Here is a 13,291-nt window from a genome sequence, read left to right on the forward strand (position 1 = left end):
ATGAATTGGACGGACATATTCATTCGCAGGCCAGTACTCTCGCTGGTGGTGAGTGCGCTCGTATTGGCATTTGGTTTGAAGGCGATCGGGTCTCTCCCGGTTAATCAATATCCTCAAACACAAAATGCCATTGTTACCATTACCACTGCCTATTACGGTGCAGATCCTGAAACGATTGCTGGGTTTATAACGCAGCCCCTTGAGGCATCTATAGCACAGGCTCAAGGAATTGATTACTTATCTTCAACTAGTGTTAGTGGTGTATCTACTATCGTTGCTACCTTAAAGTTGAACTACAACTCTAATGCAGCATTGACACAGATTCAGACGCAAATTAGCGCAGTCAAAAATCAATTACCCCCGCAGGCACAACAGCCTGTTCTCACGGTGCAGGTAGGTCAATCTATCGCGGCAATGTACATGGGCTTTTATAGTGATCAGTTACCAAATAATGCGATCACAGATTACTTATTGCGCGTAGTTAAGCCAAAGTTAGATTCCATCGAGGGTGTACAGAATGCCGAAATTACTGGCGGTAGAAAGTTTGCTTTACGCGCTTGGCTAGATCGTGAAAAGATGGCCGGTCTAGGAATAGGTGCAGACGATGTCTATAGCGCGATGTCTGCCAATAATTATTTATCAGCAGTGGGCAGCACCAAGGGCGATATGGTCTCTGTTGACTTAGTTGCTGGGACTGATCTTCATACCCTGGATGAGTTCCGCAAGTTAGTTGTTAAAAAAGATGGCATCAATATTGTCTATTTAGATCAGGTCGCCAATGTATCTTTGGGATCTGAGGACTACAACACGAATGTGGCATTCAGTGGCAAGCAGTCGGTCTTTATTGCAATTAAAGTCGCACCGCAGGCTAACTTACTAGATGTTGCACAACGCGTAAGAGACTCCGTCCCTAATATCCAAAAGCAATTACCCATTGGCATGAATGGCAATATTGTTTATGACTCTACTAAATTTATTACTAGCTCGATTGATGAAGTAGTTACGACCTTGCTTGAAGCCTTGATCATTGTGACTTTGGTGATTTATCTCTTCTTGGGTAGCGTACGCGCTGTTGCTGTGCCAGTGATTGCAATGCCACTCTCTTTGATTGGCACTTTCTTTTTGATGCAAGTTTTGGGCTATTCGATTAACTTGCTAACCCTTCTCGCCCTAGTGCTCGCAATCGGCTTAGTGGTTGATGACGCCATCATCGTCGTAGAAAACGTTGATAGGCATATGAAAGAGGGCAAGTCACCTTTAGAAGCCTCTCTGATTGCTGCTCGCGAACTAGGCAGTCCTATTTTAGCGATGACCGTTGTCTTAATTGCGGTCTATATTCCGATTGGTTTCCAAGGTGGTCTCACAGGCGCGCTCTTTACTGAATTTGCTTTTACGCTGGCCAGCGCGGTTGCGGTATCAGGTTTAATTGCGTTGACTTTATCCCCGATGATGTGCTCGCGCATCTTTACTGAGGAGCAAGAGGCATCTTCATTCGTTAAAAAGATTGATCAGATTTTTGATAAGGTACATCACAGTTACCAGACTACTTTGCGTGATTTGTTGAGTACTTGGCAGGTCATTGTTGTGATGGGCGCCATTTTGTTGGGTGGTGTTGCTTACTTATATGCCACCGCTCGCGCAGAGCTCGCCCCTACCGAAGACCAAGGCATTGTTTTGATGCAGGCATCTGGTCCCCCGAACGCTACCGTGAATCAAATGCAAACCTATGCAGATCAAATTTATGCAATTGCTGCTGCTGAACCAGAATATGAGCAAGCGTTTCAGATCACCAGTCCAACCTCTAGCTTTGGTGGAATTTTGTTAAAAGATTGGAGTGAGCGCAGTCGTAATGCAACGAAGTTCCAACAAGACATGCAGCAAAAGTGGAATACGATTGCTGGCGCGCGCGTAGCCGCATTTCAGTTCCCAGCATTACCGGGGGCCCAAGGCTTGCCAGTACAAGTCGTTATCAACACAACAGAGTCTTATGAGCAGTTGAATGATGTAGCGCAAGCGGTTTTAGATAAAGCGCGCCGTAGCGGTAATTTCTTCTTTGTAGATACTGATCTAAAGATCGACAAGCCACAAGACGTATTAGTGATTGATCGCGAAAAGGTGGCTGCCTTGGGAATGACACAGCAGCAAGTCGGTGCAGCATTATCTGCAGCCTTGGGCGGCGGTTATGTTAACTACTTCTCCGTTGCAGGTCGCTCTTATAAAGTGATTCCACAGGTGAAACAAGTTGATCGCTTGAATCCCGACCAGATTTTGGATTACTACATTCGTACACCAAGTGGCGCCATGATTCAGGCGCGCACGATTGCAAGTATTAAACAAAAAGTGGTTCCCCAATCAATTAATCACTTTCAGCAATTAAATTCGGCAACGATTTTTGGTGTGAGCACGCCCTTTATTTCTCAGGCGGATCTATTGGAGTACATGCGTCAAACTTTAAAAGAGGTTGCGCCAAATGGTTATGCCATGGACTACGCAGGTCCTTCTCGTCAATTTATGGCGGAGTCTGGCGGATTTCTAGTCACCATGTTCTTTGCGATTTTGATCGTGTTCTTGGTGCTTGCCGCGCAGTTTGAAAGCTTCCGTGATCCGATTGTCATTCTCGTTTCTGTGCCGCTAGCACTCTTTGGGGCTCTCATCTTTATTAACCTCGGATTCACAACTTTGAATGTTTATACACAGGTCGGATTAGTTACGCTGATGGGTTTAATCAGCAAGCACGGTATCTTGATTGTAGAGTTTGCTAATGAATTGCAAGAGGCAGGACGAAGCAAGCTAGATGCGATTGTAGAGGCGAGTAGCGTGCGCTTAAGGCCGATCTTGATGACGACTGCCGCGATGGTTTTGGGAGTGGTGCCGCTAGTAATAGCTTCTGGTGCTGGTGCCGCAGGACGTCAATCAATGGGGATTGTGATCTTTACTGGCCTATCGATTGGTACCTTGTTCACTTTATTTGTCGTACCCGCAATGTATCTTTTCATGGGTGCAGATCACCACGAGAAGAAATTTAAGCAGGGATAAAGGTAGAAAGCTAAGCTAACTCAATATCACTTACTAATGATATTGAGTTCTTTCTCTGCAAACTCTTGAAAGTGAGTTTCTGCTTGAAGTTGTTTTACCCAGCGTTCAATGTTTTTGAGATCAGTGCGCAATCCAGTTTGCTGAGGGAAGGTCTCATTAAGCAATATCCAGCGATGCACACATAAAGCCAGCACAATATCACCGATATGAAATTGCTTGCCGGAGCAGTAGGCTTGTGACTCCAGAGTTTGATCAAGCAAAGCAAATAATTGGTTGGTATCTTGGTACGCTTTTTGAATAGCCGCGTGATTACGCTCCGCTTCCGGAACTCTAGTGAGACCTAGAAAGGCGGGACGTAAAACTGGCCAAAGAGTTCCAACCTGCCAGTCCATCCATTTTTCAGAGCCAAACTGAGAATTCACGTCTGATGGAAAGCGTTTATTTTTATCGTACTGCGCGGCCAGGTAGCGCATGATGGTATTCGATTCCCATAGCACGAGATCGCCATCTTCTAGTGTTGGCACAAGTCCATTAGGATTCAGTTTTAAGAATTCTGGTGAGCGAACGATGCCAAATTGAAGCCCTGCATCAATTCTTTCAAAATCAGACCCTTCTTTGAGTCCCAACTCAGCTAGACACCACAATACTTTTTGAACATTGATGGAACTTTTGCGACCCCATAAACGCATCATGGCATTTCCTTAGAAGTATTAATTAGTGTTAGCTAGTTTTGATCTCAGAAAAATCAAGACCAACAAATTTGCTGCGCGCAAAAATGAGGGGCTCTTTTTCAGGATGATTTTTTAATTGAATGACTTTGGCAACAATAATGTTGTGATCCCCACCGACGTGGACTGAGACTGTTTCGCACTCGTAATATGCGACGCAATGATCGATCTGAGTAAGACCACTAGCGGCAATTTTATGATCAAGCCCAGCAAACTGATCTACTTTTACAGTTGCAAAGTGCATCGCCAAGTTTTCTTGTGACCGCTCTAGGACATGAATGAGGTGCTTTTTGCCAACTTCCACCCAGGGCATGAGGCGCGAGTGTTTCTTGAGGCTCCACAAGATTAAGGGCGGCTCTAGAGATACTGTATTGAAAGAGCTAATCGTGATGCCGTGAGAATGTTGATTCTCATCAATACAGGTAATGACGGTAACCCCAGTCGCAAAAGAGGCAAAACCTTTGCGAAGCTCTTGTGAGGTAAACGGGGTCATCAACGACTTACTTTGCCTCTGCTGGGGCGATAGTAGTTCCTGGAATGGGAATCAATACTTCATTTTCTTCCGCCTTCACGCATTTAAAACGATATTCCTTGCCAGCCTTGGATAAGAAGCTGGCACCTTCATAAAAATCGCTCTTACAAGTCTTAGTCGCAAAATCCATCACGTCTTGTGGGTTCGCACTAGAGGTAACGAGGCGCATATTGCCCATAGACATATTGATTTGGGTAGAGTAGCACCCAGAGAGCATCAAACCAGAAATCGCGGTTAATAGTAGAATTTTTTTCATGGAAGCCTCCATAATTAGCAATGCTCGTTAGGATAAACCTATTAAGCAAAAGCTGTGGGGAATTGCCTCGTTTGAAAAGGAAGAGACATGTTTAAAGCAATATTGATTAATAAGGATGACCAGGGTTATCGAGCCGAATTGGGCCAGGCAGATGAGGCTAATCTCCCCGAGGGCGATGTACGGGTAAGGATCTTATATTCCACCCTCAATTACAAGGATGGTTTAGCGATTACTGGTAAAAGCCCAGTAGTGCGCAGTTTTCCAATGGTTCCGGGGATCGATTTTGCTGGCGAAGTGATAGAAAGCTCTAGCTCTGACTTTAAGACTGGTGACATGGTGCTTTTGAATGGCTGGGGGGTTGGTGAGGGGCATTGGGGTGGATTGGCTCAGCAGGCTAGGGTAAAGGCTGATTGGCTGATTCCTTTGCCTAAAGGCTTTACCGCCAAACAAGCTTTAGCAATTGGTACTGCTGGGTATACCGCAATGCTGTGTGTCATGGCCTTGCAAAAGCATGGTCTCAAACCAAGTGATGGCGAGGTATTGGTAACGGGTGCTGCAGGTGGTGTAGGTAGTTTTGCCGTCCACTTGTTGAGTAAGCTGGGTTTCACGGTCGTTGCTAGTACAGGTCGAATAGCCGAAGCGGATTATTTGAAAAAACTTGGTGCTGCTGAAGTGATTGATCGTGCAACTTTATCTGCACCAGGAAAGCCTCTGGCGAAAGAACGTTGGGCGGCGGTATTAGATAGCGTTGGCAGTCATACTTTGGCTAACGCCTGTGCACAGACGAAGAGTAATGGCGCAGTCGCTGCCTGTGGTCTTGCGCAAGGCATGGATTTTCCATCCAGTGTTGCGCCATTTATTTTGCGTGGCGTCACTTTGTATGGCGTGAATAGCGTTACCGTTCCCCGTGAAAAACGAATTGCGGCTTATGAGCAACTTAGTAAGTTAGTGGATTTGAAAACGCTTGATGAAATTTCTCATGAAATTACTTTAGGCGAGTCACTTCAGTATGCTCAAGAGTTGATGGCGGGCAATGTGCGTGGACGTTTGATTGTGGACGTCAATAAGTAAAGTTTTTAAAAAGCGTTTATTGAACTATTGAGCAGCTTGAGGTTTGCGAGTTTCTATTTGTGACCAAACCTTGAGTTTCTCTTCATTTGAAAGTTCTGACCAATCTGCGATTTCAGTAAGCGTGCGATAGCAACCTCGACAATACCCATTTTCAGGATTCATGTCGCACCAGTTGATACAAGGTGATGGTACTGTAGTCAAAGTAAGTCTAGATGTATTAGAAAAAAAGAAAAAATAAATTCATGAGCACTCAAAAACAAACTGCTGCAGAAAGTGCACTCCATTATCCCTTAGGTGATCAGCTTCCACAGGCAGGGGAGTCTATTGAGGTAGCGCCTGGAGTGCGCTGGCTCAGAATGCGCCTGCCATTCGCATTGGACCATATCAATCTGTGGTTATTACGAGATGAAATTGATGGCATTGCCGGTTGGACCATCATAGATTGTGGCATTGCAAATGATGAAACTAAAGCCTCGTGGGAGCAGATTTTTGCAAGTCAATTAGAAGGTCTGCCGGTGCTAAGGGTCCTCGTGACTCACATGCATCCCGACCATGTTGGCTTGTCACAATGGCTGTGCGAAAAGTGGAAGGTGCCTCTATGGATTTCTATGACGGACTATTTAACAGCGCAGTGGTTAAGTTGCAAAGAAGGTGGCGCTGCTATTGGTGCACGCGCTGGTGGGGGCGGCTCAGCAGATCATTTTCAGAGGCATGGTTTAACTGCTCTAGAAGATCTAGAAAAAATTCGGGCGCGCTCAAATTACTACAGCAATATGGTTCCTGGTGTGCCTCGACAATATCGCCGTATCCTCGATGGCGAATTGATTTTGATCGGTGGCCATTCTTGGCAGGTCATCATGGGTTACGGGCACGCACCGGAGCACGCATCGCTTTTTTGTAAAGCACTTGGCTTATTAATTTCTGGCGATATGTTGTTACCTCGTATCTCTACTAATGTCAGTGTTTATGATGCTGACCCGGATGCTGATCCACTGGGGCTTTACTTGCAATCCCTAGAAAAATATTTGCCCTTGCCTGATGAAACTTTGGTACTTCCTTCGCATGGCAAACCGTTTACTGGCATGAAGCCTCGGATTGCACAACTCAATGCTCATCATGATGAGCGTTTAGCAGAAGCGCTTGGTGCCTGTCAAAAACCAGCAACTGCTCGTGAGATAGTGCCAGTTTTGTTTAAGCGTGAATTAGATATTCATCAACTCACATTTGCAATGGGCGAGGCTATTGCGCATCTGAATTACCTACTTCGTCGAGGAAAGTTGGATCGCCAGCTTTGCGAGGACGGCGTGTTGAGGTTTTCCGCGGTTTCGCTTTCGGTTTAGCACTGGTTTTTTTAGTCTCAGGCTCTTCACGAGGCGTCGTGGCTGCAGCCCCGGCTGCTGATACGGCATCCCCAAAAGACTTCAAGGCCATCATCGTGGCGTGTTGTACCTCGAGACCTTGAATGGTTGACTTCAGAATATTCAAGTTAAGGTTGAGCCAATTCTCGACGCTTTTCAGGTCTTTAATGCGCTTCTCGAGCTCATCAATATCCATGCCTGGAAAAGCGGATCCAATCCCCCCGGCAGCCTTTGAGGCATCAGTAGTAAAGGGAAATTGCCCAGCTTGACCTGCTGCACCTTGGCCCCACATGGTTTTAAACATTTCTAGGCTTTGATTAAATTCTGGAATGGTTCCAAACATAGAGGCTCCGGGATAAATAAAAAGTGGCTTTTCCAATAGAATAAGGGATTCTAGAGATTAATCCCGGTTAAGCAATGCAATTTAATGGTTTGTCCCAGCCTTATACCCGTGGTCAGGCACTTCCTGATCTGCTGAAGCAGCGCATCCTGATATTGGATGGTGCAATGGGAACCATGATTCAACAGTACAAGCTCAGTGAAGCTGATTACCGTGGGTTGCCTACTAATACCCGTTTTGCGGATCATCCAGGCGATATTAAGGGTAACAATGAACTCTTAGTGCTAACTCAGCCACAAATTATTAGCAAGATCCATGAGCAATATTTGGATGCTGGCGCAGACATTATTGAAACGAATACATTTGGTGCAACTTCAGTAGCGCAAGAAGATTACAAAATGGCAGGTTTGGCACGGGAGATGAATGAAGTCTCTGCAAGGCTTGCGCGCGCTGCTTGTAAAAAATACAGTACACCTGAAAAGCCACGTTTTGCCGCAGGAGCAATTGGACCTACTCCAAAAACAGCCAGCATCTCTCCAGATGTGAATGACCCAGGCGCACGTAATGTGACCTTTGATGCTTTACGTGCCTCCTACCGTGAACAGATCGAAGGTCTATTTGCAGGCGGGGTCGATTTATTCTTAGTTGAAACTATATTCGATACTCTGAATGCAAAAGCGGCCCTGTTTGCGCTGGATGAATTTTTTGAAGAGACGGGTGAGCGCTTGCCAGTGATGATTTCTGGAACGGTCACTGATGCCTCTGGTCGCATTCTCTCTGGTCAAACAGTTGAAGCGTTCTGGAATAGTTTGCGCCACATCAAGCCACTAACATTTGGATTGAACTGCGCTCTTGGTGCTGCATTAATGCGCCCTTATATCGCAGAGCTTTCACGTATATGCGATACAGCAGTGTCTTGCTACCCCAATGCAGGTCTACCAAATCCAATGAGCGACACAGGCTTTGATGAGACGCCTGATATCACATCAGGTCTAGTGGATGGTTTTGCAAAAGATGGCTTAGTGAATTTGGTCGGTGGTTGCTGTGGTACTACACCCGAGCACATTCGGGCAATTGCTAATGCCGTTGCGAAGCGTAAACCGCGCGCGTTCTATCGTGAAAATGCAGAGGAATCAGCATGAGTAAGATAGATAAACAAATAATACCAGCGATGAAGCTTTCTGGCCTCGAGCCCTTCAATGTAACTTCTGCTGTCGGTTTTGTGAATATTGGTGAGCGTACTAACGTAACTGGATCTAAAGCATTTTCTCGGATGATTTTGAATAATCAATTTGATGAGGCGCTAGTAGTGGCTCGCCAGCAAGTTGAAAGCGGTGCTCAAGTCATTGATATCAATATGGATGAGGCCATGTTGGATTCAGAAGCGGCGATGACGCGCTTCTTAAATCTGATTGCCTCCGAGCCTGATATTGCTCGCGTGCCCATCATGATCGATTCTTCTAAGTGGAGCGTGATCGAAGCAGGGCTGAAATGTATTCAAGGGAAACCGATTGTGAATTCGATTTCCTTAAAAGAAGGCGAAGAATCTTTTCGTAAACAAGCTCGCTTGATCCGTCGCTATGGTGCTGCTTCGGTAGTGATGGCGTTTGATGAAGTCGGTCAAGCCGATACTTTTAAGCGCAAGACCGAGATTTGTCAGCGTTGCTACAGCATCTTAGTCAATGAAATCGGCTTTCCAGCCGAAGATATTATTTTTGATCCTAATATCTTTGCGATTGCCACGGGTATTGAAGAGCACGATAACTACGCAGTCGATTTTATTAACGCTACTCGCTGGATTAAAGAAAATCTGCCGGGCGCCAAGGTCAGTGGTGGCGTTTCGAATGTGAGCTTCTCTTTCCGCGGCAATGATCGCGTACGCGAGGCTATTCATACGGTATTCCTGTATCACGCTATCCAAGCGGGCATGGATATGGGCATCGTCAATGCTGGTCAATTAGGTGTCTATGCAGATTTAGATCCTGAGTTGCGTGAGCGCGTTGAAGATGTCGTGCTAAACCGCTTTAAAGATAAAGATGGCCAAACGCCAACTGAGAGATTGCTGGCTATTGCTGATCAATTCAAAGGCGATGGTACTAAGCAGATTGAGAACTTGGTCTGGCGCGATAACCTAGTGCGCGATCGTTTAACGCATGCTTTGGTTCATGGCATCACCACATTTATCGAAGAAGATACCGAAGAGCTGCGTGCGGAAATTATGGGCGCTGGCGGTAGGCCAATTGAGGTTATTGAAGGCCCTCTGATGGATGGTATGAACGTAGTTGGCGATTTATTCGGCGCCGGCAAAATGTTCTTGCCCCAGGTCGTAAAGAGCGCTCGTGTGATGAAACAAGCGGTTGCCATTCTGATTCCTTACATTGAAGAAGAAAAGCGTCAGCACATTGCTGCTGGTGGCGAAGCGAAAGCTAAGGGCAAGATCGTGATGGCTACCGTTAAAGGTGACGTCCATGATATTGGTAAAAATATTGTGACAGTAGTTCTGCAATGTAATAACTTTGAAGTGGCTAATATGGGTGTGATGGTATCCTGTGCAGAAATTCTGAAGCGTGCCAAAGAAGAAAATGCTGACATTGTTGGCTTATCGGGACTAATTACGCCATCACTTGAAGAGATGACTTATGTTGCGCAAGAGATGCAGCGCGATGATTATTTCCGTGAGCGTCAAATTCCTTTAATGATTGGTGGCGCTACTACTTCTCGTGTTCATACTGCCGTGAAGATTGCTCCGCATTATGATGGCCCGGTGGTTTATGTGCCAGACGCCTCGCGTTCGGTATCGGTTGCCTCAAGCTTGCTCTCTGATGAAAGTGCTAAGAAGTTTATTCAAGACTTGCGCGATGATTATGTCCGTATTCGTGAGCAACATGCCAACAAGAAGGCTGCCCCAACCATTTCCTTAGAAGCTGCTCGTAAAAATCGCGAGATGATTGATTGGTCTAGCTACGTTCCAGAAAAGCCAAAGTTTATTGGACGCCGCGTTTTTAAAAACTTTGCACTGAGTGATATTGCTAAATACATCGATTGGACACCATTCTTTCAAACTTGGGATTTAGCAGGAAAATTTCCGGCTATTTTGGATGATGAGGTAGTTGGAGTAGAGGCACGCAAAGTGTATGCCGATGCTCAGGCTATGTTGGATAAGTTGGTGAAGGGTCAATGGCTTCAAGCTGATGCTGTGGTCGCTTTTTACCCGGCCAATACAGTGGGTGATGATATTGTTTTATATAGCGATGAGGCTCGCCAACATCCATTATTTGTTTGGCACAATTTGCGCCAACAGTCTGAACGCCCAGTGGTCGATGGTGCGCGCAGACCTAATCGTTGTCTAGCGGATTACGTAGCGCCAAAAGATTCTGGTGTGGCCGACTATCTTGGCTGCTTCGCAGTGACTACTGGCCATGGTGTTGAAAAGAAAGTTGCTGAGTTTCAGGCAAAGCATGATGACTACAGCGCCATTATGTTAAAGGCTCTAGCAGATCGTTTGGCCGAAGCGTTTGCAGAACTGATGCACCATCGTGTGCGAACTGATTTGTGGGGCTATGCAACAGATGAGCTTTTAACCAACGATCAGATGATCAATGAAGAATATCGTGGTATTCGTCCAGCGCCAGGTTATCCTGCTTGCCCAGCGCATGAAGTAAAGCAGGACTTGCTAAGAGTGATTGGCTCTGAAGATATTGGCATGACTCTGACTGAGTCAATGGCGATGAATCCAGCTTCTAGCGTGAGCGGTTTTTATATGGCTCATCCAGATGCGCAATACTTTAATGTTGGAAAAATGAGTAGCGATCAAGTGGAGGATCTTGCTCAGCGTCGAGGGCAGTCTGTCGAGGATGTCCGCCGTCAATTAGCTAGCTTGATAGATTAAACACCCCACATCACAGGCTCATTTTTGGCTTTAGCCTGTTTCATGAGTTCTAAAAAAGGATAAGCCCTTTGGCCAAGTCGGTCGGCTAACTTTGGCTTTTCAGTTTTTTCATTAGCCGGATTATTTGCCTTAGAGCGTTCTTCAAGGTCTTGAAGGATGGCTGTTTCCAAGGCTGTAATGAGAGTGGGGAGCTGTTCTTTAGTGAGGATCCCTCTGGGTTCCAGTGGCCGACCCAAAATATCAAAAATTCGCTGAGTCAGATCCGCCAGCATGATGACGTCCGGACCCGCTTTGGAGCGAAATTGATAGATCATTTTGATAGCTTACCACCTGATAAACTCACCTATCTATGTTGCTGACTAATAAAAATCGTTTAATTGAAATGCTGGGCGCAGCCCTTCAGGGTTTGGCTCAAGAGCGCGGACTAGGTGAGACACCAGCGCCCCGCTTAGAGCGTCCTAAGGCTGTTGATCATGGCGATGTCGCCTGTAATATTGCTCTCCAACTTTCAAAAGCTTGGAAGCTCAACCCAAGAGATCTGGCCCAAGCTTTGGTAGAGCGTTTACAAAAGCAACCTGACTTTAAGCAATTAATCGCATCTTGTGAAATCGCTGGTCCTGGCTTTATTAATTTCAGACTAAGCAATGCAGCCAAAACGGCAGTAGTTGGAGAGATTCTTTCGGGTGGTTCTTATTTTGGTGAGATTGCTCAAGGAGGCGAGCCTATTGCTAGCGCCATGATTGAATTCGTTTCAGCCAATCCCACTGGCCCATTGCATGTTGGTCATGGCAGGCAGGCGGCCCTTGGTGATGCGTTAGCAAATCTATTAGCTACCCAGGGAATTAAGGTGCATCGTGAGTTTTATTACAACGATGCGGGCGTTCAGATAGCCAACCTTGCTTTATCTGTTCAGGCGCGTCTGAATGGTTTGAAACCTGGTGATACTAATTGGCCTGAGCAAGCTTATAACGGTGAATATATTGCGGAGATTGCAACAGCATTTAAAACATCTCCCGAATATCGCGATGATCTAGAAGTTATTCGTCAATTTGCTGTTGCGTATTTGCGCAATGAGCAAGATATCGATTTGAAAATATTTGGTGTGAAGTTTGATTGCTATTACCTAGAGTCTTCTTTATATACAGATGGTAGCGTTGGTGAGATTGTTCAGGATTTACAGAGCATTGGTAAGACCTATGAATCCGAGGGCGCACTTTGGCTCAGAACAACTGATGATGGCGATGACAAAGATCGTGTGATGCGTAAGTCCGATGGTAGCTTTACTTACTTTGTTCCTGATGTCGCATACCACGCCAGCAAATGGAACCGTGGCTTTACAAAAGTGATCAATGTGCAAGGTAGCGATCACCACGGCACGATTGCACGTGTCCGTTCAGGCTTGCAGGGTGTGGCTCAGAAGCGTGGTTGGGAAATCCCGAAGACATATCCAGACTATGTATTGCATAAGATGGTTACCGTGATGCGCAATGGCGAAGAGGTCAAAATTTCTAAGCGGGCTGGCTCATACGTGACAGTGCGCGATTTAGTTGAGTGGTCTGGTGGTGTTACTCCAGAAATGACACCAGAGGAAAGAGAGTTAGCGCTACAGCGCGGACGTGATGCAGTGCGCTTTTTCCTCATCTCTCGCAAAGCGGATACAGAATTTGTATTTGATATTGATTTAGCGCTTCAACAAAACGATGAGAACCCTGTCTTCTATGTGCAATATGCCCATGCGCGGATAAGTTCGATCCTGCAGCAATGGGGCGGCAGCACGTCAGATCTAGCGGGTGCAGACTTATCTTTATTACAAAGTAAAGCTTCAGATCATTTGCTAAGACGTTTGGCTGAGTATCCTGAGGTGTTAACGGATGCAGCAGCTGAATTGGCCCCGCATGCGCTTGCTTTCTATTTGCGGGATTTGGCGGGAGATTTCCATACTTTCTACAACGCCGATCGTGTATTGGTAGATGATGAAAGCCTGAAATTAGCCCGACTTGCTCTTTTATCAGCCACCCGCCAAGTTCTACAGAATGGTTTAAAGGTTCTAGGGGTATCTGCACCAGCAAAGATGTAGTAGC

At 46.0% G+C, this 13,291-nt stretch carries 12 protein-coding genes; 6 read left to right on the top strand and 6 right to left on the bottom strand.

Going from position 1 to position 13,291, the window contains the following annotated elements; all coding sequences use genetic code 11:
* A complete protein-coding gene (locus tag ICN21_RS08000) occupies positions 1 to 3,036 on the top strand; it encodes an efflux RND transporter permease subunit (protein WP_216127151.1) in 3,036 nt (1,011 codons plus the stop codon).
* A 26-nt stretch (positions 3,037 to 3,062) separates the two neighbouring features.
* On the opposite strand, the gene ICN21_RS08005 is transcribed toward ICN21_RS08000, so the two are convergent.
* From ICN21_RS08005 to ICN21_RS08015, 3 genes are read right to left on the bottom strand one after another with little or no spacing between them, the layout of a single operon-like run.
* Positions 3,063 to 3,728: a glutathione S-transferase family protein gene (locus tag ICN21_RS08005; protein ID WP_216178035.1), complete on the bottom strand. Its 666-nt coding sequence runs from the start codon at positions 3,726 to 3,728 to the stop codon at positions 3,063 to 3,065.
* A gap of 28 nt (positions 3,729 to 3,756) precedes the next feature.
* Positions 3,757 to 4,257 (bottom strand): flavin reductase family protein, encoded by a 501-nt coding sequence (locus ICN21_RS08010; protein ID WP_215295969.1) that lies wholly within the window; start codon positions 4,255 to 4,257, stop codon positions 3,757 to 3,759.
* Between the two features lie 7 nt (positions 4,258 to 4,264).
* Positions 4,265 to 4,552 (bottom strand): hypothetical protein, encoded by a 288-nt coding sequence (locus ICN21_RS08015; RefSeq protein ID WP_216178036.1) that lies wholly within the window; start codon positions 4,550 to 4,552, stop codon positions 4,265 to 4,267.
* Between the two features lie 87 nt (positions 4,553 to 4,639).
* Here ICN21_RS08015 and ICN21_RS08020 point away from each other — a divergent pair, with 87 nt between their 5' ends.
* The gene (locus tag ICN21_RS08020) at positions 4,640 to 5,623 is read left to right on the top strand and encodes an MDR family oxidoreductase (protein ID WP_216178037.1); all 984 of its coding nucleotides are present in this window, start codon (positions 4,640 to 4,642) and stop codon (positions 5,621 to 5,623) included.
* A gap of 24 nt (positions 5,624 to 5,647) precedes the next feature.
* Here the strand turns inward: ICN21_RS08020 and ICN21_RS08025 are convergent, their stop codons facing one another.
* Positions 5,648 to 5,824, bottom strand: a complete 177-nt coding sequence (locus tag ICN21_RS08025; RefSeq protein ID WP_216178038.1) for a DUF1289 domain-containing protein — start codon at positions 5,822 to 5,824, stop codon at positions 5,648 to 5,650.
* A gap of 41 nt (positions 5,825 to 5,865) precedes the next feature.
* Between ICN21_RS08025 and ICN21_RS08030 the strand changes: the two genes are divergently transcribed.
* Positions 5,866 to 6,963, top strand: a complete 1,098-nt coding sequence (locus ICN21_RS08030) for an MBL fold metallo-hydrolase (RefSeq protein ID WP_216178039.1) — start codon at positions 5,866 to 5,868, stop codon at positions 6,961 to 6,963.
* Here ICN21_RS08030 and ICN21_RS08035 read toward each other — a convergent pair.
* Positions 6,863 to 7,324: a PhaM family polyhydroxyalkanoate granule multifunctional regulatory protein gene (locus ICN21_RS08035; protein ID WP_215319216.1), complete on the bottom strand. Its 462-nt coding sequence runs from the start codon at positions 7,322 to 7,324 to the stop codon at positions 6,863 to 6,865. The two genes, ICN21_RS08030 and ICN21_RS08035, sit on opposite strands and share 101 nt — an antisense overlap.
* Positions 7,325 to 7,398: 74 nt before the next feature.
* On the opposite strand from ICN21_RS08035, the gene ICN21_RS08040 reads away from it, so the two are divergent.
* Together ICN21_RS08040 and metH are read left to right on the top strand one after the other, a co-directional pair.
* On the top strand, positions 7,399 to 8,463 hold the full coding sequence (locus tag ICN21_RS08040) for a homocysteine S-methyltransferase family protein (RefSeq protein WP_216178040.1): 1,065 nt from the start codon (positions 7,399 to 7,401) through the stop codon (positions 8,461 to 8,463).
* A complete protein-coding gene (gene metH, locus ICN21_RS08045) occupies positions 8,460 to 11,210 on the top strand; it encodes a methionine synthase (RefSeq protein WP_216178041.1) in 2,751 nt (916 codons plus the stop codon). The genes ICN21_RS08040 and metH overlap by 4 nt, the downstream gene beginning before the upstream one ends.
* Here the strand turns inward: metH and ICN21_RS08050 are convergent.
* Entirely contained in the window at positions 11,207 to 11,524 is a 318-nt protein-coding gene (locus ICN21_RS08050) for a DUF1840 domain-containing protein (protein ID WP_215319212.1), read from the bottom strand. The two genes, metH and ICN21_RS08050, sit on opposite strands and share 4 nt — an antisense overlap.
* A 68-nt stretch (positions 11,525 to 11,592) precedes the next feature.
* Here ICN21_RS08050 and argS point away from each other — a divergent pair, with 68 nt between their 5' ends.
* Entirely contained in the window at positions 11,593 to 13,287 is a 1,695-nt protein-coding gene (gene argS, locus ICN21_RS08055) for an arginine--tRNA ligase (RefSeq protein ID WP_255534279.1), read from the top strand.
* The last annotated feature ends 4 nt before the right edge of the window (positions 13,288 to 13,291 follow it).

Origin of the sequence: Polynucleobacter sp. AP-Feld-500C-C5 (assembly GCF_018882265.1) — a bacterium.
Taxonomy (GTDB): domain Bacteria; phylum Pseudomonadota; class Gammaproteobacteria; order Burkholderiales; family Burkholderiaceae; genus Polynucleobacter.

What these genes read in the sequence shown, in the direction of transcription:
- ICN21_RS08005 (WP_216178035.1), bottom strand. Translation starts at nt 3,728, where the DNA reads ATGATGCGTTTATGGGGTCGCAAAAGTTCCATCAATGTTCAAAAAGTA.
- ICN21_RS08000 (WP_216127151.1), top strand. Translation starts at nt 1, where the DNA reads ATGAATTGGACGGACATATTCATTCGCAGGCCAGTACTCTCGCTGGTG.
- ICN21_RS08040 (WP_216178040.1), top strand. Translation starts at nt 7,399, where the DNA reads ATGCAATTTAATGGTTTGTCCCAGCCTTATACCCGTGGTCAGGCACTT.
- argS (WP_255534279.1), top strand. Translation starts at nt 11,593, where the DNA reads ATGCTGGGCGCAGCCCTTCAGGGTTTGGCTCAAGAGCGCGGACTAGGT.
- ICN21_RS08020 (WP_216178037.1), top strand. Translation starts at nt 4,640, where the DNA reads ATGTTTAAAGCAATATTGATTAATAAGGATGACCAGGGTTATCGAGCC.
- ICN21_RS08030 (WP_216178039.1), top strand. Translation starts at nt 5,866, where the DNA reads ATGAGCACTCAAAAACAAACTGCTGCAGAAAGTGCACTCCATTATCCC.
- metH (WP_216178041.1), top strand. Translation starts at nt 8,460, where the DNA reads ATGAGTAAGATAGATAAACAAATAATACCAGCGATGAAGCTTTCTGGC.
- ICN21_RS08050 (WP_215319212.1), bottom strand. Translation starts at nt 11,524, where the DNA reads ATGATCTATCAATTTCGCTCCAAAGCGGGTCCGGACGTCATCATGCTG.
- ICN21_RS08015 (WP_216178036.1), bottom strand. Translation starts at nt 4,552, where the DNA reads ATGAAAAAAATTCTACTATTAACCGCGATTTCTGGTTTGATGCTCTCT.
- ICN21_RS08010 (WP_215295969.1), bottom strand. Translation starts at nt 4,257, where the DNA reads ATGACCCCGTTTACCTCACAAGAGCTTCGCAAAGGTTTTGCCTCTTTT.
- ICN21_RS08035 (WP_215319216.1), bottom strand. Translation starts at nt 7,324, where the DNA reads ATGTTTGGAACCATTCCAGAATTTAATCAAAGCCTAGAAATGTTTAAA.